This window comes from Flavobacterium sp., assembly GCF_965284515.1.
GTDB lineage: Bacteria > Bacteroidota > Bacteroidia > Flavobacteriales > Flavobacteriaceae > Flavobacterium.
In genome coordinates this window covers 728792-745609 of record NZ_OZ260089.1, presented here as the reverse complement: position 1 = coordinate 745609, position 16818 = coordinate 728792, and the positions used below count along the sequence as shown (strand labels likewise).

General features: G+C 29.0%; 16 protein-coding genes and 1 tRNA gene. 8 read left to right on the top strand and 9 right to left on the bottom strand.

Translation table 11 applies throughout. The features are described 5' to 3' along the window. Window position 1: 1 nt before the first annotated feature. Window positions 2–811, bottom strand: a complete 810-nt coding sequence (locus ACQ65T_RS03450) for a murein hydrolase activator EnvC family protein (protein WP_430399704.1) — start codon at window positions 809–811, stop codon at window positions 2–4. A 201-nt stretch (window positions 812–1012) separates the two neighbouring features. Here ACQ65T_RS03450 and tatA point away from each other — a divergent pair, with 201 nt between their 5' ends. Beyond that, a complete protein-coding gene (gene tatA, locus ACQ65T_RS03445; protein WP_430399703.1) occupies window positions 1013–1216 on the top strand; it encodes a twin-arginine translocase TatA/TatE family subunit in 204 nt (67 codons plus the stop codon). A 60-nt stretch (window positions 1217–1276) separates the two neighbouring features. Here the strand turns inward: tatA and ACQ65T_RS03440 are convergent, their stop codons facing one another. Continuing rightward, a complete protein-coding gene (locus ACQ65T_RS03440; RefSeq protein WP_430399702.1) occupies window positions 1277–3403 on the bottom strand; it encodes a Tex family protein in 2127 nt (708 codons plus the stop codon). A gap of 65 nt (window positions 3404–3468) precedes the next feature. Between ACQ65T_RS03440 and ACQ65T_RS03435 the strand changes: the two genes are divergently transcribed. Next, on the top strand, window positions 3469–3747 hold the full coding sequence (locus tag ACQ65T_RS03435; RefSeq protein ID WP_430399701.1) for a DUF1294 domain-containing protein: 279 nt from the start codon (window positions 3469–3471) through the stop codon (window positions 3745–3747). Here ACQ65T_RS03435 and ACQ65T_RS03430 read toward each other — a convergent pair. From ACQ65T_RS03430 to rpiB, 4 genes are read right to left on the bottom strand one after another with little or no spacing between them, the layout of a single operon-like run. Further along, complete coding sequence (locus ACQ65T_RS03430) at window positions 3706–4536, bottom strand: NAD(P)H-hydrate dehydratase (protein WP_430399700.1); 831 nt, start codon at window positions 4534–4536, stop codon at window positions 3706–3708. The two genes, ACQ65T_RS03435 and ACQ65T_RS03430, sit on opposite strands and share 42 nt — an antisense overlap. Before the next feature lie 9 nt (window positions 4537–4545). Next, the gene (locus ACQ65T_RS03425; RefSeq protein WP_430399699.1) at window positions 4546–5601 is read right to left on the bottom strand and encodes a hypothetical protein; all 1056 of its coding nucleotides are present in this window, start codon (window positions 5599–5601) and stop codon (window positions 4546–4548) included. A 28-nt stretch (window positions 5602–5629) separates the two neighbouring features. Beyond that, window positions 5630–6532 (bottom strand): cation diffusion facilitator family transporter, encoded by a 903-nt coding sequence (locus ACQ65T_RS03420; protein ID WP_430399698.1) that lies wholly within the window; start codon window positions 6530–6532, stop codon window positions 5630–5632. A gap of 53 nt (window positions 6533–6585) precedes the next feature. Continuing rightward, a complete protein-coding gene (gene rpiB / locus ACQ65T_RS03415) occupies window positions 6586–7017 on the bottom strand; it encodes a ribose 5-phosphate isomerase B (protein ID WP_430399697.1) in 432 nt (143 codons plus the stop codon). A gap of 724 nt (window positions 7018–7741) precedes the next feature. Between rpiB and rnr the strand changes: the two genes are divergently transcribed. From rnr to ACQ65T_RS03400, 3 genes are all read left to right on the top strand, one after another. Next, window positions 7742–9919 carry a ribonuclease R gene (rnr, locus tag ACQ65T_RS03410; protein WP_430399696.1) on the top strand — a complete coding sequence of 726 codons (2178 nt, stop codon included), beginning with the start codon at window positions 7742–7744 and terminating at the stop codon, window positions 9917–9919. A 388-nt stretch (window positions 9920–10307) separates the two neighbouring features. Further along, a complete protein-coding gene (locus ACQ65T_RS03405) occupies window positions 10308–10976 on the top strand; it encodes a head GIN domain-containing protein (protein WP_430399695.1) in 669 nt (222 codons plus the stop codon). 49 nt (window positions 10977–11025) lie between these two features. Then, window positions 11026–11709 carry a LysE family translocator gene (locus ACQ65T_RS03400; protein ID WP_430399694.1) on the top strand — a complete coding sequence of 228 codons (684 nt, stop codon included), beginning with the start codon at window positions 11026–11028 and terminating at the stop codon, window positions 11707–11709. 34 nt (window positions 11710–11743) lie between these two features. Here the strand turns inward: ACQ65T_RS03400 and ACQ65T_RS03395 are convergent. Continuing rightward, a tRNA-Cys gene (locus ACQ65T_RS03395) sits at window positions 11744–11814 on the bottom strand. A gap of 79 nt (window positions 11815–11893) precedes the next feature. After that, a complete protein-coding gene (gene folB, locus ACQ65T_RS03390; RefSeq protein ID WP_430399693.1) occupies window positions 11894–12250 on the bottom strand; it encodes a dihydroneopterin aldolase in 357 nt (118 codons plus the stop codon). A 76-nt stretch (window positions 12251–12326) separates the two neighbouring features. Here folB and ACQ65T_RS03385 point away from each other — a divergent pair, with 76 nt between their 5' ends. Then, the gene (locus ACQ65T_RS03385; RefSeq protein WP_430399692.1) at window positions 12327–14009 is read left to right on the top strand and encodes a glutamine--tRNA ligase/YqeY domain fusion protein; all 1683 of its coding nucleotides are present in this window, start codon (window positions 12327–12329) and stop codon (window positions 14007–14009) included. A 12-nt stretch (window positions 14010–14021) separates the two neighbouring features. Next, a complete protein-coding gene (locus ACQ65T_RS03380; RefSeq protein ID WP_430399691.1) occupies window positions 14022–14582 on the top strand; it encodes a hypothetical protein in 561 nt (186 codons plus the stop codon). Window positions 14583–15058: 476 nt separating this feature from the next. On the opposite strand, the gene ACQ65T_RS03375 is transcribed toward ACQ65T_RS03380, so the two are convergent. After that, a complete protein-coding gene (locus ACQ65T_RS03375) occupies window positions 15059–16036 on the bottom strand; it encodes an SPFH domain-containing protein (protein ID WP_430399690.1) in 978 nt (325 codons plus the stop codon). Between the two features lie 99 nt (window positions 16037–16135). Between ACQ65T_RS03375 and ACQ65T_RS03370 the strand changes: the two genes are divergently transcribed. Next, on the top strand, window positions 16136–16786 hold the full coding sequence (locus ACQ65T_RS03370) for an outer membrane beta-barrel protein (RefSeq protein WP_430399689.1): 651 nt from the start codon (window positions 16136–16138) through the stop codon (window positions 16784–16786). Window positions 16787–16818: the final 32 nt, after the last annotated feature.

Sequence of the window (16818 nt, the reverse complement as noted above, 5' to 3'; positions counted from 1 at the left end):
GTTATTCAAAATTTATGAATTGTGTTGGGTCAATTGGGAAACCATCTTTCCAAAGTTCAAAGTGTACGTTTGTACTTGTACTATTTGATGTTGAATTTCCTGCTAAAGCAATTACCTCTCCCGAGCGAACAGCGTCTCCTTGGTTTTTGGTTAAAGAAGCAGCATTTTTATAAACTGATAATATTACATCTTGGTGTCTTATGATGATAACATATCCGTTAGAAGGAGTCCAATCTGCAAAAACGATAGTTCCGTTTGCAATAGCTTTAATTGGGGTATTATTTGCTACTGCTATTTTTACAGCTAAATGTTTGTTTGTGGGGTTAAATTTTTCAATAATTGGCCCTTGAACAGGTGGAAACAATACAAAATTAACTTTTGGTTTTGCCGACTCAAAAACATTGTATTTGTCTTCATTTTGTGACTGTTCTTTTAATTGAATTTCAGCTTCTGAAGCCGAAGTTTTAGAAACATCTAATTTTGCCCTTTCGGCAGCAATTAATGAATCTTTACTTAATTTAGCATATTCAACATCACCGGTTAATATTTTCTTAATTGATGAAATATAAAAATCATTTAGTTTAACTGCATTTTCTAAAGAATCGGACTTAATTGCTAAGTTTAAAGCGTCTTTTTTTAATTTGGTAGAGGCGTATCCTGGAATATATTCTCTTAAAGGAGTAAAGGCAATAATATAAGTTGTAATTCCAATTAGAAAAATTGAAGAGAGCATTACAACCACAAAAACATTCATTAAGTTTAGCTTTAATGAAAATGTTTCTTCAAAAGTATCTTCATTTAAAACAATCAATCTTCTCTTGTTTAAGAGTTTTCGATAGATTTTTCTGAAAAATAGTTTCCTTTTTAGGTTTTTTGTTGACATTTAAGCTATAATATTGTTTCTACAAATATAGCAATAACAATGTGTTTTTGTGTTTAGGGATATAATAATTCGTTAAAAAATATAAGATTGTGATTTTCTTTTTATCTTTGTAGTATAATTTTTGAAATCATGAATGCATTAGCAATATTTTTAGGTGTGATTGGAGCACCACAGGTTATATTAATTATCGTTATTGTTTTATTACTTTTTGGTGGTAAAAAAATTCCAGAATTAATGAAAGGTCTTGGTGGTGGGGTTAAGGAATTTAAAAACGCAATGAAAGACGAAGAACAAAAAGTTACAAAAAAAGAAGACGAAGAAACTAAAGAATAGTTTTCTTTTGTAAACATATAAATCCCAAATTCTAAATTGAATTTGGGATTTTTTTATTTTCTATAAAATCATTGAAAGTTGAATACGTTTTCTAGATTCGTCGACCTCAACCACTTTTACTTGAACATGTTGGTGTAATTTTACTACTTCATTCACATCTGAAACATAACCTTCTTTAAGTTGGGAAATGTGTACTAAACCACTTTCTTTAATTCCAATATCTACAAAGCAACCAAAAGCGGTAATATTATTTACAATTCCTGGTAAAATCATTCCGGTTTTTAAATCCTTCATAGAACGAACATTGGCATCAAATTCAAAAACTTTAGCTGATTTTCTTGGGTCTAAACCTGGTTTTTCAAGTTCTTTTAAAATATCGTTTAAACCTAAAATTCCTATTTCTTCTGAAACATATTTTTCAGGTTGAATCTTACTTATCATTTCTTTATTAGCAATCAATTCGTTCACCGAAACTTTTAAATCTTTTGCCATTTTTTCGACAATTTTATACGCTTCTGGATGAACGGCTGAATTATCTAAAGGATTTTTTCCGTCTTTAATTCGAATAAAAGCCGCGGCTTGTTGGAATGCTTTTTCGCCTAATCGCGGTACTTTTTTAATTTGCTTTCGGTCTTCAAATGGTCCGTTTTCAGAACGATAATTCACAATGTTTTCTGCCATTTTTTCGCCAATTCCAGAAACGTAACTCAATAAAGATTTACTCGCTGTATTAATATTAACTCCAACAGAATTTACACAACGCACTACAACTGTATCTAATTCTTCTTTTAATTTATTTTGGTCTACATCGTGCTGGTACTGCCCTACTCCAATGGATTTTGCGTCAATTTTTACTAATTCGGCCAAAGGATCTGAGAGACGTCTTCCGATAGAAACTGCTCCACGAACGGTTACATCGTAACTTGGGAATTCATCTCTTGCAATTTTAGAAGCAGAGTAAACCGAAGCACCAGCTTCTGAAACTACAAATACTTGAACGGGCTTGTCAAACGCAATTTTCTTTATAAAAAATTCGGTTTCGCGACTAGCGGTTCCATTTCCAATAGAAATAGCTTCAATACCGTAAGCGTTCACCATAGAGCGGATTTTTTTCATTGCCATGGCGCTTTCGTTTTGTGGCGCATGCGGATAAATAGTTTCGTTGTATAGTAAATCGCCTTTTTCGTCTAAACAAACTATTTTACAACCGCTTTTATAACCTGGATCGATAGCTAAAATTCGTTTTTCGCCTAATGGCGGTGCTAATAAAAGTTGACCTAAATTTCCAGCGAAAACATCTATTGCTTTTGCATCGGCTTTTGTTTTCGCTTCTTGTAAGGTTTCGTTAGAAATAGCTGGCTCTAATAAACGTTTATAACTGTCTTTTATGGCTAATTCTATATGCGAAGCACAATCTGATTTTTTGTTTTTTATAATATTTTCTTCAATGAAAGCAATTGCTTCTTCTTTATCAATTTCCACTTTAAATTTGATGAAACCTTCATTTTCTGCTCTAAGAATGGCCAATAATCGATGTGATGGTGCTTTTGAAATAGGTTCTGACCAATCAAAATATTGTATAAATTTTTGCGCTCCTTCATCGTCTTTTTTAGCTTTTACCACTTTCGTAGTAATTTCCGCTTGACGCTGAAACATTCTTCTTAAACTCTTACGAATGTAGATGTTTTCATTAATCCATTCGGCAACGATGTCTCTTGCACCTTGCAAAGCTTCATCTTCATTTACAACTTTTTCATTCAAGTATTTTGAAGCCAAAAACTCAACATCGTCAGCATTTTGTGCCATGATAATTTTTGCTAATGGTTCTAATCCGTTTTCTCGAGCTGTATCTGCTTTTGTTTTGCGCGTTTTTTTATACGGTAAATAAAAGTCTTCTAATTCTTGTAAGTCGAAACTGTTTTCAATTTTAGATTTAAACTCTGGTGAAAGTGTATTTTGCTCTTCAATTGATTTTAGAATGCTTTCTTTTCGTTTTAAAATTTCATCATATTGTTTGGAAAGCTTGGCAATATTTTCAATTTGAACCTCATCTAAATTACCTGTTTGGTCTTTTCGGTAACGCGAAATAAAAGGAATCGTACAATCTTCTGAAAGTAATTGTAAAGTAGCATGTATGTTTTTATCAGAAGTGGCAACTTCTTTTTTTATGAATTGTATGTTTGTCATGATGAATTTAAACTATAAGTAGATTAAAGTGCTAAAATACTATCTTTGGGTAAAACTCTAAACTTTTGAAATCAATATTAATTTATTTTATTCTTATAAGCGCTTTTACTTTCCTTTGTTTTGGTTATGACAAACAATTGGCAAGAAAAAACAAATGGCGTATTCCTGAACGAACTCTTTTCTTTTTAGTTTTAGTTGGCGGAACAATTGGTGGTTTAGGAGCTATGCAAGTTTTTAGACACAAGACTAATAAAACCTCTTTTATGTTAGTCGTTTATGGTATTTTAATTCTTCAATTGGTATTACTTTATTTTGGAATGGATTTCTTGAAAAGTTTTGCCTAAATTTTCAATTACATCCGTTATTAACATACTTTCTTCACTTTGCGATTGAAGTGTAATATCTGCAGCTAATCCGTGAAGATAAACCCCTAAAATACTAGCATGTATTGGTTCGTAACCTTGAGCTAGAAGGGCTAAAATAATTCCTGTTAATGCATCGCCTGAGCCTCCTTTTGCTAATCCAGGGTTTCCAGTTGAGTTTTCAAAACAAGTTGTACCATTGGTAATAAAAGTTTTGTGTCCTTTTAATACAATAATACAATTCAATTCTTTTGCCTTGTCTTTTGCTGTTTTTCTTCTTTCTTCATCTATATTTTGGTTTCCAAAAAGTCTATCAAACTCTTTTAGATGTGGTGTTAAAATTGAGTTTTTAGGCAATTGAATCAGCCAATCTTGATTTTTTGCCAATATGTTTAAAGCATCAGCATCAATAACTATTGGATATTTTGTTTTTAAAAGTGTTGAATAAAGTAATTTCTGTGCTGCAGCATCTTGTTCTAATCCGGGTCCTATTGCAAGGCTATTATATTTTGAAAAATCTATTTGTTCTTCTCTAAAATGAAGCATTGCTTCTGGAATTGAGCTGTACATTGAACTTCGTTCTTCTTTAGGAATAGAAACCATTAATAAACCACAACCGCTTCTTAAACATGCTCTTGAAGCAATAATTGCCGCACCCATTTTTTGTTCGCTTCCTGCAATAAGAAAAGCGTGACCAAAATTGCCTTTATGGGAATTTGATAGTCTTTTTTTTAAAATTTTCTTGATGTAATCAATTTTTAATTTTTCCATGATTATGAATTAAAAATCGTTTTCGTCGTATTTAAAGTTACGTTTCATAAAGTTTAAAGCAACTTCTACAATTTCTCCCATAGATTCTGCTTTTTTAAATTCTAAATCAAGAGTATAGTCATAAATTTCTTCTCTAAGTTGTTCGATGTGTTCTATAGGAGCTAATCTAGTTAACTTCATTGCTTTTAATAAATCTTCAAAACGTGTTTCAGAATCTAATAATCTTTTTACTAAAATAGATCTTTCTTCATTTTGGTATTGTTCAATTGCGTTTTGATTTAATTTATCTTGAACTAATTTACTATACAAGAAGTTTTCTTTAAAAAGAAAAGGTTTATATAATTTAAAACTACCTTCATAACATTGTTGATCAAAATCAATAGCTCTAATTTTAAAAACCAATTGGTCAAAATCATAAATAGGAATAACTACAAAGTTATAAGAACGCATATCTCCTAATAAACCAATCATACAACGTTCGTTGAATTTTACAAATTCTTTAGCAATTTGTGTTTTCTCAGTTTCTGAACATGATTTTAAGTTTTTTTCTAAAAAAACATCTCCAGGAATTCCTACAATATGTTCCTCAATAAGAGTGTCTTTAAAAACTAAATAATTAATTCTATTTGGTGATAATATATGTTCTAATTCTAATCCAAATATTCTGGATGCATCGGCTTTTTTTATGTAAAAATGGGTGTAATTATCATTTAAAATATTTCTGACTTTTATTCTAAATGGTTGTGAATTTCCAAACGTACAAAAGTCAATTTCATCAACACTTAAAAATTCAAAACTGCTTTCATTTCCATCAGAATGTAATAGGGTATATATTTTTTTCAAACTCTTATCAATGTCGTTTTTTTCAAACTCATTATAATAAACCCTTACCCATAAACTATCTTCTCCATTTTTATCAAAAACAGATACTGAACCTTGAAAACGTAATAAATCATCGTAAAAAACATTTGTTTTTGTTACGCGTTTATATTTTTCCAAATACAATTTTAATAGTGGGTTTATTTTATAAAGATTCTTCTTTAGTTGTGGCTTATTATCATCCATTTATATAAAATTATTACGTAAAAATACGTTAATCTTGAACGATATAGTCTTTTGGATCTTCTTTTTTAAATTCAGGTTGAATATTAATGTGGTTAATTCCGAATTTTTCCAGAAGTAAGTCTTCAATTTGATGCAGTACAATATTAAACTCACTCATTTTTATATCTTCAGAACAATCTAAATGTGCTTCTAAGTGAAGTTCTTCTTCGTTCAAGTGCCAAACATGTATGTGATGTAGTTTGTTTACACCTTTAATTTTATGTACCTCTTTAATTAATTCTTTTAAATTAATTTCTTCTGGTGTAAAAAGCATAAGCATTTTAGTCGCTTTTTTTAATAAGTCAATTCCAACTACTATTAAATATATAGCTATTAATAAAGTCATTACACTGTCTATCCAATAAATTTGATAAAAAAGCATTAATAAACCTCCTACTAAAACCGCTACAGAGGCCAACATATCAGTTAATAAATGTAAATAAGCCGATTTCATATTTAAATTTTTATCAGCATCTTTTTTTAATAAAAGAACAGAAAAACCATTTACTACAATACCTAATAAAGCCAACCAAATGACCAATTCAGATTCTATTTCGTGTGGATGAATTAATCGCTCAATTGCACCATAAATCAATATAAAAGCAACTATTATTAAGGTTGATGCATTTACAAAAGCTGCAATTAATTCGGCTCTTTTTAACCCAAAAGTTTGGTCTAAAGAAGCTTTTTTACGAGATAATTTATGGGCAACATAACTGAATACTAATGACAATACATCGGAAAAATTATGAAGTGCGTCTGAAAGTAAAGCTAAACTTCCTGAAATAATTCCACCAATTACTTGAGCCAAAGTTATAACCACATTAAGTAGTATAGAAAAAAGTAAATTTTTTCCTTGAACTTGATGGTTGTGATTATGGTTGTGACCCATTTTTTTTAGATTAATTAGGTTAACAATCTAAGTTTTTAAATTGTTATGTTGTATTATTTACAAGCAATTTTATTTACTCTATTTGCGTGTCTTCCACCTTCAAATTTTGTGTTTAAAAAAATTTCAACCATAGCAACGGCTTGAGGAATTGAAGTATAACGTGCAGGTATGCTTATAACATTTGCATCGTTATGTTGGCGCGCCAATTCTGCAATTTCTTTAGTCCAACATAAAGCCGCACGAATGTCTTGGTGTTTATTAGCGGTCATTGCAATTCCATTTCCAGATCCACAAATAACAATTCCTAAATCGGCATTTTTTATTTGTACATCATACGCCACCGCATGTCCAAAATCGGGGTAATCAACGCTTTCAAAAGTATCGGTTCCGTGATTAAGAATTGTATGTCCTTCGTCTTCTAAAAATTGAACAATTGCTTTTTTATAGTCTGGACCTGCATGGTCGTTTCCAATAGAAATTTTCATAATGTTAATGTTGTTGTTAGTAGTTTATAACAAAATTAAGTAATATCATTTTAAAAGAAGGTTTAAGTTTGTTTTTTATTATAATTCTTAATTTAAAAAATTATTATTAAAACATAACTACTTACAAATCAGTATTTTAATAACTAATAATTTACATTGTTAATTAAAAAGTGTAAAGTGTTGAAAATCAGTTAATGTTAATTTAACATAGTTTGTTAATAACTAAATATAGAAAATAAGAAGTTTTTTTACTTTCATAAATAAATTTTTATAAACAAAAATTAGAATGAATAAAACATAAAAACTTTTTGAATTTTATTGCAAAGTTATCAGCTTTATTAAATGGGTTATTAACAAGATATCTATTTGTTACTTTTCTACAAAACATATAAAAAAATGAAATGAACAGTTGTTAATAACTAAAAAGTAAAAAAAGTTTAGAAGATAAAAATCAGTAGTTTAAGAAAAAAACACGTTGTTAATAGTTTTGTATAACTAAGTAAAAGTTAAAAATTACTCTAAAAAATAAAAAGTTTTAGCAACTATTAACAAGCTATAATAACCATCTTTTTTTTTAAATTTAATTAAATCTTTTTTTGTTGTATTTAATATATGTTGAAAACTTTTAATTTCCAATTTCGTTATATTTAGGTTAATTCTGAATTCTAATTTCTGAATTCTAATTTCTTATTCGTAACTTTCAACTTTAATTATAAAATGATACATGAGTAAGAAACCAAAAAAATTTGGAAAAAAAGTAAAAGATTTCACTGCACAAATATTTAAAATCCTTTCAAAAGATCCTTCAAAGTCTTTTAACTACAAGCAAATTGCTGCTTCATTAGAACTTAATGATACTAAAAGTAGAAACGAAATCATCCGCGATTTAAAACTTTTAAAAGCACAAGACAAAATTCACGAAACAGAAATAGGAAAATATCAAGTAATTTCTAAAGCAGAATATTACGAAGGATATTTAGATATGACGTCACGTAAAACTGGTTATTTTGTTTGCGATGAACTAGAAGATGATGTTTTTGTACCCAAACAAAATTTAAATCACGCTTTAGATAAAGATAAAGTAAGAGTATATATTTATAACCGTAGAAGTTCTCGTAAACCTGAAGCCGAAGTCTTAGAAATTTTAGAAAGAGCTAAAACAGATTTTGTTGGTGTAATTGATATTCAAAAAAACTTTGCTTTTGTAACCACTACAAATGCTAAAATGTATACCGATATTTTTATTCCAAAAAATAATTTAGGCGATGCAGAAAATGGCGATGTAGTTTTAGTAGAAATGGAAGATTGGCCTAAAAAAGCCGATTCTCCTTTTGGAAAAGTAATAAAAGTACTTGGAAAACCAGGAGAACACAATACCGAAATTCACGCTATTTTAGCAGAATACGGTTTACCATATGATTTCCCTATAGAAGTAGAAGCTTATGCTAATAAAATAGATACTTCTATAACTGCAGAAGAAATTGCTAAACGTAGAGATATGCGCGATGTTTTAACATTTACCATAGATCCAAAAGATGCAAAAGATTTTGATGACGCTTTATCGTTCCAAGTTTTAGATAACGGAAATTATGAAATAGGAATTCATATTGCTGATGTTTCGCATTATTTACAAGAAGGAACTATTTTAGATGATGAAGCGTATAATAGAGCAACTTCTGTTTATTTAGTAGATAGAGTGGTTCCAATGTTACCAGAAGTACTTTCAAATTTTGCTTGTTCACTACGTCCACACGAAGAAAAATATACGTTTTCAGCTGTTTTTCAATTGAATAATAAAGCAGAAATTGTAGATTCTTGGTTTGGTAGAACAGTAATATATTCTGATCAACGTTTTGCTTATGAAGAAGCACAGCAAATAATAGAAACAAAAGAAGATATTATTCCAGCTGAAATTTCAATTACTGGTGAAGCATATAAAGTTCCAAAACCTATAGTTGATGCTACATTAAAATTAGATGAATTAGCTAAAATTCTTCGTTCGAAACGAATGAAAAACGGAGCTATTTCTTTTGATAAAGTAGAAGTAAAATTCAACTTAAATGAAGAGGCTGAACCAATTGGAGTTTATTTTAAAGTTTCTAAAGATGCTAATCATCTTATCGAAGAGTTCATGCTTTTAGCGAATAGAAAAGTAGCTGAATTTATTGGTAAACAAAAGAAAACGTTTATTTATAGAGTACATGATGAACCTAATGATGATAAACTTTTTGGTTTACAAAATTTAATTTCAAAATTTGGCTATAAGTTAGATTTACGAAATAAAAAAGATATTTCTAAATCGTTAAACCAACTAATGCAAGATGTTAACGGTAAAAAAGAGCAAAATTTAATTGATACACTTGCAATAAGAACCATGAGTAAAGCAAGTTATTCTACCGAAAATATTGGTCATTACGGATTAGCTTTTGATTACTACAGTCATTTTACATCACCTATTAGACGTTATCCGGATGTTATGGTGCATCGATTACTTCAATATTATTTAGACGGCGGAAAAAGCGCTGATGAAGAAGTATATGAAGAAAAATGTAATCATTCTTCAAACATGGAAGGTTTAGCTACACATGCCGAAAGAGATTCTATTAAATACATGCAAGTTAAATACATGCAAGATCATAAAGATGAAGAATTTTTAGGTGTAATTTCTGGAGTTACCGAATGGGGAATTTATGTAGAAATCATTGAAAATAAATGCGAAGGAATGTGTCGTATTCGTGAAATTAGAGACGATTATTATACGTTTGACGATAAACAATATGCTCTTGTAGGTGAAGTTTCTAAAAATATTTTACAATTAGGAGACGAAGTGTACGTTAAAGTTAAAAATGCTGATTTAGTTAAAAAACAATTAGACTTTTCATATTTAAGAAAGAAAGAGTAATTAGTAAAAAGGGATTAGTAATTAGTCATTGTTTGTGGTTAATTATTTTTCACACAATCTTGTCATTTTGAACTTGTTTCAGAATCTTATTTAAATTTAAAAAATGAAAGCATTAGATTTAATAAAAAAGAATATATCAGTTTTTAATTTAACTAGTTTTATGTTATTTTTTTATTCAATATACTTATTCATTTTATTAAAAGAAGGTGAAAGTTTTTATTATGCAGTTGTTTCTATAATTATAGCATTATTATTATTATCATTATTTCTTTTATTTTTAGATAAAATTTTAAATAAATATATATAAGAGATAGGTTATTTAAAAACATTTTAGAATTTATTATTTTAATTATTATTACGCTTATTATTTATAAATATTTATAACATAATGAAAAATATTGTATTTACCTTATTGTTAATCAGTTCAGTAGCTTTTTCTCAAGTAGAAAAAAAGTTGGGTGAGTTTAATAAAGTAACTTCATTTGATAAAATTGATGTTACTTTAGTTCAAGGAACTGAAAACAAAATTATCCTTCATGGAGCCAGTGCTAATGAAGTTGAAATTGTAAATAAAAACGGAGAATTAAAAATAAAAATGCCTTTAACTAAAATGTTAAGTGGTGATAATATTTCTGCAACTGTTTATTTTACAAAATTAGATGCTGTTGAAGCAAATGAAGGAAGTAGAATTGCAACAAAAGATGCAATTTCAGCTATTAGTTTTGATATTATTTGTAAAGAAGGTTCTGAAGTTAAATTACTTAATTTAAAAGCAGATAAATTACAAGTAAGAACAACTCAAGGAAGTATTGTTACAGTTCAAGGAAAAGTAAAAAACCAAGATATTTTATCAAATTCTGGCGGAAAATACGACGGTCAAGATTGTATTACCGAACAAACTGTTGTTACTGTTAACGCTGGTGGAATAGCTAATGTTCATGCAACAGATTTAGTTGACGCTAAAACAAGAGCGGGTGGAGAAATAAAAATTTACGGGAAACCTAAACAAATTAACCAGAAAACCATTGCAGGTGGTAGTATAATTCAAGTTAAGTAAATTATTTTTTTTAACTTCGTCTTTCAAACAAATTAAATAATATCTTTTAATGCTGCATGATGTTTTAACAGCAATTCCATTAGGAATTTTATTAGCTTTTACAATAGGACCAGTTTTTTTTGTACTATTAGAAACTAGTATTACAAAAGGGTTTAGAGCAGCAATGGTTTTTGATATTGGTGTTATTTGTGGTGATTTAGTTTTTATTTTAATTGCTTACTTTAGTACTAATCAGCTTTTAGAAAAATTAAAAGACGATCCAAGTTTATTTTTTATTGGAGGTGTAATTATGTTAAGTTATGGTATTATCTCTTTTATTAAACAAAAACGAACCTATAAAGGTCAAGTAGAAGTAGATGTTAAAGAAGATATAAATCAACCTAATAACTATTTAAACCTTTTTTTTAAAGGCTTTTTATTAAATTTTATTAATATTGGTGTTCTCGCTTTTTGGATGATGATTATCATCTCATTTGGTCCTAAATTAAATTTAGAAGCTGATAGAATTATAATATTTATAGCTACTATTTTATTAGTTTATTTAATCATAGATAGTATTAAAATTGTAATTGCTAAACAATTAAAAAGTAAATTAACTCCTTATATCATTTATAAAATTAAGAGCGTAATAAGTGTAATTATTATCATCTTTGGAGTTTTTTTAATGATTCAAGGTTTTTTCCCCAACGAGAAAAAAATGATAGAAAAGAAATTAGAATTACTTAAAAAATAAAAAAGAGCTACATTATGTAGCTCTTTTTATTTTGAGGCATCGTCCGGATTCGAACCGGAGTAGACGGTTTTGCAGACCGGTGCCTAGCCGCTCGGCCACGACGCCCTTATGTGAGGCAAATATACTAAAAAGTTTAAAAAACTAAAGTTTAAAAGTAAATTATTACAAAAAGATAAAATATTTTTTATCTACTTTCCTTCATTTTAATCGTAACCATTTCAACATCACCACCAATAGGAGGATTTATTTTGGAAACTGCTACTTTTATAAAGTTTACTGTTTTACTTTCTTTAAATACCTTATCAATAATACGTTTTGCAACATGTTCTAGTAAATGAGAACGAATTGCCATTTCCGTTACAACTATTTTATTTAATAAAACATAATCAACCGTATCATGTAAATTGTCTGACTGAGCAGATAATTTCAAGTCCGTTTTTACTTCTAAATCTACTCTATAATCACTTCCTATTTTTCCTTCTTCAACCAAGCAACCATGATAGGAAAAGGTACGAATATTTTTTAATTTTATAGTTCCCATATTATCAGCATTCAACCAATTTTTAAATTTTCAAATTGATTAATTAAACTTATCTTTGTCAAAATTAATAATTCTTATGTCAACTGAAGAGAAATCATTGAATTTTATAGAACAAATCATTGAAGAAGATTTAAAAAATGGTTTGTCAAAAGATAAATTACGTTTCCGTTTTCCGCCTGAACCAAATGGTTATTTACATGTAGGTCATGCAAGTGCTATTTGTTTAAATTTCGGACTTGGAAATGATTATAACGCACCTGTAAACTTACGTTTTGATGATACAAACCCATCAAAAGAAGAACAAGAATTTGTAGACGCTATTAAACGCGATGTAGAATGGCTTGGTTTTAAATGGGATAAAGAATGCTATGCATCAGATTATTTCCAACAATTATACGATTGGGCAGTTGAATTAATCAAAAAAGATAAAGCCTATGTAGATAGTATTTCTGCTGAAGAAATGGCTACTCTAAAAGGAACTCCAACTCAAAAAGGAACTGATTCTCCTTATAGAAATCGTTCTATTGAAGAGAATTTAGATTTATTTGAACGTATGAAAAATGGTGAGTTTGAAAAAGGAGCTCATGTATTACGTGCCAAAATAAGTATGGGAGCAACCAATATGTTAATGCGCGATCCTATTATTTATAGAATAATGCATGCACATCATCATAGAACAGGAAACGATTGGTGTATTTATCCAATGTACGATTGGGCACATGGTGAAAGCGATTATTTAGAACAAGTTTCACACTCTTTTTGTACACTTGAATTTTTACCGCATAGAGAATTATACGATTGGTTTTTAAATCAAATTTATGATGAATCTAAAGTAAGACCTAAACAACGCGAATTTGCTCGTAGAAACCTTTCTCATACTGTAGTTTCTAAAAGAAAATTAGCTCAATTAGTCGAAGAAAAACATGTTACAGGTTGGGATGATCCTCGTATGAGTACCATTTCAGGAATGCGAAGACGTGGAATTACAGCAGCTGCAATTCGTAAGTTTGCCGATACAATTGGTATTGCTAAAAGAGACAATTTAATAGATGTTTCTTTATTGGATTTCTGTATTCGTGAAGATTTAAACAAAGTTGCACCTCGAGTAATGGCTGTTTTAAATCCGGTTAAGTTAATTATTACTAATTATCCTGAAGGACAAGAAGAATGGTTAGAAGCAGAAAATAACCCGGAAGATGAAGTAATGACATACCGTCAATTGCCATTTTCAAGAGAATTATATATCGAAAGAGAAGACTTCCAAGAAGAAGCGCATAAGAAATTTTTTAGATTGACTTTAGGAACTGAAGTTCGTTTAAAAAATGCTTATTTCATTAAAGGTGAATCAGTTGTAAAAGATGCAGATGGAAATATTACTGAAATTCATTGTACGTATGATGTAGATACAAAATCTGGAAGTGGCACTGAAGCAAGCCAAAGAAAAGTAAAAGGAACGATTCATTGGGTTTCGGTAAAACATGCTGTTGAAGCTGAAGTTCGTGTTTATGATAGATTATTTACAAATGAATACCCAGATGGAAATAAAGAGGTAGATTTTAAAGAATTTATCAATCCAAATTCTCTAGAAGTAATTATAGGTTATGTTGAACCAAGTCTACAAAGTGCAAAAGAATTAGATCATTTCCAATTTCAACGTTTAGGATATTATTGTGTAGATAGAGATTCTTCTGCTCAGAAATTAGTTTTCAATAAAACAGTTGGATTAAGAGATACTTGGGCAAAAATTTCAGTAAAATAATTATTTTTTCAAATGAAAAAAGTTTACTTATTATCTTTGATCTTATTATCAGCTTCTTGTTTTGCACAAGATAGTTTAAGTGTTAAAAAGTCAATTTATGGATTTCAAGTTGGTTTTTTAGGAGTTTGGGCCCATAATGAAGCTAGAATTTCTAATAAAATCGCATTGAGAACAGAATTGGGATTTGATTTTGGAATTACTCAAAATAATTTTAATGATAAAAATAATTTTATTTTAATTCCATCTGTTAGAGTAGAGCCAAGATGGTATTATAATCTAACTAAAAGAAGTGATAAAGGAAAAAGCATAAATAAAAACAGCGGAAATTTTCTTGCATTAAATACAACTTGGAATCCAGATTTTTTCTTTATTTCTAACGAAAATAAAGACAATCTTAATGTTATTTCCTTAGTAGCTATTGTTCCTAAATGGGGTATAAAAAGAACATATGGTTCTCATTTTACTTTCGAAACCGGAATTGGTTTGGGTTATGTGTTTTATCTTGAAGAATACAATAATGAAACAGGAACTGTTGGTTTAGATTTACATTTAAGATTAGGATATACTTTTTAAAGTAATAATTAAATAATATCTATAAACCTATAAGAAAAAGTCTTATGGGTTTTTTTATTGATAAATCTTATTTAACTATAATTATTCATTAGAATTTTATATTATTATAAAAAACTATTGATTAATTTTTTTTAATAAATTTTATCTTTTAAAAACAACTTTCATAATTTATCCAGGTTCTATTTTTAAAAAAAGGTAATATGATTTTATGTCTTGGTAAATAAAGTTGTCATAAAAAGCTTTATTCGAGGTTTCGTTTAAAAAACACCATAAAGTTTGTTTTCTAACCCTGATGGAAGAGAAAATCTTGTTATTGCGAAATAAAATTTGCTTTTTTTGATTGCTTCGTTTCTTGTAATGACAAATTGAAACGAACAGCAGGAATTACATTTAAAAATTACGCTTACGTTTGGTTACAAAAAAACCACCAATTAAAAAATTGATGGCTTTAAGATTTATTTGTTGGTTAAGAAATATTATTCTTCATTTTCTGGTTCTACTTCTGTGCTTCCGCCAAAAATATCTTTTTTACCAGTCCCTTTTCTTTTATTACTGTTTGCTTTTTTCATAGCTTCACCAACTTGATTACTTGCTGTAAAACTAGCTACCATGTTATTCAACATTTCACTACCTGCTTGTGGTGAATTTGGTAATAAAATTAAGTTAGAATTAGTATCTGCACCAATTGCTTGTAACGTATCGTAATGTTGAGTAACTACAATTAAAGCCGAAGCTTCTTGCGAGTTAATACCTACTCTATTCAATACATCAACAGATTCTACAAGTCCACGAGCAATTTCTCTACGTTGGTCAGCAATACCTTGTCCTTGTAATCTTTTGCTTTCTGCTTCTGCTTTCGCTTTTGCTACAATTCTAATTCTTCCTGCTTCTGCTTCATATTCTGCAGCTGTTTTTTCACGGTCAGCAGCATTAATACGGTTCATTGCATTTTTAACTTGAATATCTGGGTCAATATCTGTAATTAAGGTATTGATGATATCGTAACCGTAAGTAGACATTGCTTCGTTTAATTCACGTTTTACCGCAACAGCAATGTCGTCTTTTCTTTCGAAAACATCATCTAATTTTAATTTTGGAACTTCGGCACGAACAACATCAAATACATAAGAAGTAATTTGATCGTGCGGATATTCTAATTTATAGAAAGCTTCGTATACTTTTTCTTGTAAAACTTTAAATTGTACAGAAACTTTTAGTTTAACGAACACGTTATCTTTTGTTTTTGTTTCAATGATAACATCTAATTGTTGAATTCTTAGGTTTACTTTTCCAGCAATTCTATCTACCACCGGAATTTTTAATTGTAAACCAGATGTTCTTGTGCTTGCATATTTTCCAAAGCGTTCAATAATAGCAGCCGTTTGTTGTTTTACAGTGAAAAAGGATGCAAAAAGTAAAAATAATCCTAAAACTAAAATAATAGGTAAAAACATAATGTAAGTTTAATTGGTTATGTTTATTATACGCTTTTTTAAGAGAAAAGTTACATCTTTTAAATAATAAACTTACTTTTGCCACCCAAATAGAACATTATGAACAAAATTTTAGCAGTAGTAATCACTTTAATAACATTTTCAGTAAATGCACAAAGAGGTTATAAAGACAGTAACAGAATAGGAATTGGAGCGGGTTTAACCCAAATGGATATATATACTGATAATTTAACGGTTACTCCAGGAAACGGTTGGATTGGTGGATTTAGTGTAAGAGGAAACTACTATAACAACTGGCAAATGAGTTTTGGTATGTTTTTCACCGATAGTAATTTTTCTGTTCCTACTTTAGGTACATCTGGAATTGAAGACTTAAACGTAAAACTTTCTGCGGTTCAAATTTATATTGTACCAAGTTATGTGTTGGTTGAAGATCATGTTAATTTAGAATTTGGACCTGTTTTACAAGTAAATGGAAAACTTGGTGTAGATAACGATAAAGAAACAAATGTTTTATTAGATCATCCTACATTAATTGCTAAAGATATTTTAGACGTTTCTAAGTTTAATGCTAATATTTACGTAGGTATAAATGCTGGAACTAAAAATTTTAGAGCAAGAATTGGTTACCAATATGGATTAACAAACATGTTTGGAAACCTAAACAGTAAAGACAACATTAAAGCAACTGGAGATAAGTTTAAAGGTAATTTAGGTTTAATCAGCGGACAATTAACTATTTATTTGTAATAGATTATTAGATTTAGAGAATCAAAAAACCC

Bases quoted from the DNA above. Each gene is read 5' to 3' on its own strand.
- tatA (WP_430399703.1), top strand. From the start codon at position 1,013: ATGAATGCATTAGCAATATTTTTAGGTGTGATTGGAGCACCACAGGTT.
- ACQ65T_RS03440 (WP_430399702.1), bottom strand. From the start codon at position 3,403: ATGACAAACATACAATTCATAAAAAAAGAAGTTGCCACTTCTGATAAA.
- ACQ65T_RS03430 (WP_430399700.1), bottom strand. From the start codon at position 4,536: ATGGAAAAATTAAAAATTGATTACATCAAGAAAATTTTAAAAAAAAGA.
- ACQ65T_RS03425 (WP_430399699.1), bottom strand. From the start codon at position 5,601: ATGGATGATAATAAGCCACAACTAAAGAAGAATCTTTATAAAATAAAC.
- ACQ65T_RS03420 (WP_430399698.1), bottom strand. From the start codon at position 6,532: ATGGGTCACAACCATAATCACAACCATCAAGTTCAAGGAAAAAATTTA.
- rpiB (WP_430399697.1), bottom strand. From the start codon at position 7,017: ATGAAAATTTCTATTGGAAACGACCATGCAGGTCCAGACTATAAAAAA.
- rnr (WP_430399696.1), top strand. From the start codon at position 7,742: ATGAGTAAGAAACCAAAAAAATTTGGAAAAAAAGTAAAAGATTTCACT.
- ACQ65T_RS03405 (WP_430399695.1), top strand. From the start codon at position 10,308: ATGAAAAATATTGTATTTACCTTATTGTTAATCAGTTCAGTAGCTTTT.
- ACQ65T_RS03400 (WP_430399694.1), top strand. From the start codon at position 11,026: ATGCTGCATGATGTTTTAACAGCAATTCCATTAGGAATTTTATTAGCT.
- folB (WP_430399693.1), bottom strand. From the start codon at position 12,250: ATGGGAACTATAAAATTAAAAAATATTCGTACCTTTTCCTATCATGGT.
- ACQ65T_RS03385 (WP_430399692.1), top strand. From the start codon at position 12,327: ATGTCAACTGAAGAGAAATCATTGAATTTTATAGAACAAATCATTGAA.
- ACQ65T_RS03380 (WP_430399691.1), top strand. From the start codon at position 14,022: ATGAAAAAAGTTTACTTATTATCTTTGATCTTATTATCAGCTTCTTGT.
- ACQ65T_RS03375 (WP_430399690.1), bottom strand. From the start codon at position 16,036: ATGTTTTTACCTATTATTTTAGTTTTAGGATTATTTTTACTTTTTGCA.
- ACQ65T_RS03370 (WP_430399689.1), top strand. From the start codon at position 16,136: ATGAACAAAATTTTAGCAGTAGTAATCACTTTAATAACATTTTCAGTA.